At 55.2% G+C, this 1,837-nt stretch carries 1 other RNA gene and 2 pseudogenes; all 3 read right to left on the reverse strand.

Going from position 1 to position 1,837, the window contains the following annotated elements:
• Positions 1-208: pseudogene (locus A2I95_RS34895) on the reverse strand (transglutaminase); the annotation flags it as partial.
• 559 nt (positions 209-767) lie between these two features.
• Positions 768-1,116: a transfer-messenger RNA gene (gene ssrA, locus A2I95_RS34900) on the reverse strand.
• Between the two features lie 432 nt (positions 1,117-1,548).
• A pseudogene (locus tag A2I95_RS34905) lies at positions 1,549-1,812 on the reverse strand (integrase core domain-containing protein); the annotation flags it as partial.
• Positions 1,813-1,837 lie beyond the last annotated feature (25 nt).

Here is a 1,837-nt window from a genome sequence, read left to right on the forward strand (position 1 = left end):
AGCCGTCGGCGAGAACCCTGGAGGCAGGGATGTCGTCCGCGCGATTGTAACCAAAGGCAATCTCATTGCGTACGAAGTCGTAGACCTCGCCAATCTGCTCATGCTGCGCCAGATCCTTCCACCCGCGGTCCGTGATGAGCCCGGCGATAGCCGTATGTTCAAAGTCCAATAGCTTCGTAGGCTGAAGAAGCGGATCTTCGGAATACACTGCATCTCTCCTCGAATCGTGTGAGAAGAGGTGTAGCTGCTACAGTGACTGTAGCTTCAAGCACTTTTCGTCGATTACCCCCGCGGTCCGCAGGCCTACTCAGATTTGGCAGTGTCAGGGAACCGGGAACGGGCTTTGAGGCGGACAATCGCCGCGCACGCGGATCTGTTCTGCCGGTTGGATTTGTGCTCGGCATTGTCACCGTGGAAATCATCATTGGAGCTTTGCTGGTCATGCCGTCATGCGCGGTGATGACATCATTCCAATCCGTCAATACTAAAAGACCGTGTGGTCAGAACATCGCTAACGCCAGATCGACGCGCTTCCGCCTTGGAACTACCCGCTCATGGCGCGATCGAAAAACCGCTTATGTTGGTCACTCCAATGTTCCCTTCCAATTGCGGCCAGGGGTACAGTCCACATGGGGCATATCTCGATGAATACTCTCACCTATCCCCGGTCAAGTCACAGCTAAAAAACAACTCTACGCAAATTGGGACCCAGAGCATACGCCGCGCGTACTTGCGATACTTAGTGTCGATCGTCAGACGGCAGCAGAAGTGCAGGCTTCTGTTGCCAGGTGCCTGCGAACCCCGCCTTATCTTGTGAGAGATAAGGGCTTAGATTTCGGCTTTTCGCACCGCATTAAGCGGCGAGAGCTGCCGGCACTCGGTTGTCATTTGCAACTATCGAGTTTGAGCCGATAACGGTGGCATCCTGCCGAGCGAAAGCTAACCCTTTTACACGTCCGTCGATCCTATTTCGGCCCCATGATCCCCAAACGAAGGATGTTGGTGGAGCCGCCGGGTACCGCCCCCGGGTCCGAGCCGCTTATTACGAGCGCGTTTATCGCCATAGTCCTTGCGAACACTTTACAGGTAATGGCATCGACCAAAGATTGCAAGCTCTTCAGTTGCGTAAGGAAATCCAACATAGCTGCACTACAGGTTCAGACCTCGCAACTGCTATCACAGAGGAAGTCACCTGAACCTGGATACACTGCGTGTTGCACTCGGATAGCCACCTTTGCAGGCTAGAAACCAAGAGTGAGATCCTCGCTACAGACATTAGCCCGAGCACGCGCTGCGGAAATACTGCGCCCCAGCACTGAAAAAATAAGAGAAGCGCCTCGGCGATCCCCTACGCTGCACGGCTTAACGCAGCCGAGAAGTTCCAGAGCATGGATGTGTAAAACTTCAGACTTGATCTGACAGGCATCTCAGTTCTCTGTGCTGAGAATGGGTTGCCGACTGTCCGATGGATCGGAAGCCGTGATCGTCTTGTCCCTGGCAATATGCAGCGTTTCGCGGAAGGTCTGCATAGGCGTCTTGCCATAGCGGTATCTTCCCGAATTGCGGCCGCTGCTCGTTGTATCTGGCCAGCCAGGCGTCCAGGTCCACCTGCAATTCCTCCACCGGCCGGTAGAGCTTCTTGCGGAAGGCGATGTCGCAGAACTCATCCTTGATGGTCCGGTGGAAGCGCTCGCAGATCCCGTTCGCCCTGCAATCGATCCACTGGATCGATTGCCTTACGGTCTCACTCTGGGGGCTGTTCGCCTTGGCTCTCGTGTGGTCCAAGTCCCCGGCCGCCAAGTAGAGCTGATAGGCATTTCACCTTCCAGGATGTGGT

This window comes from Leisingera sp. F5, assembly GCF_001593695.1.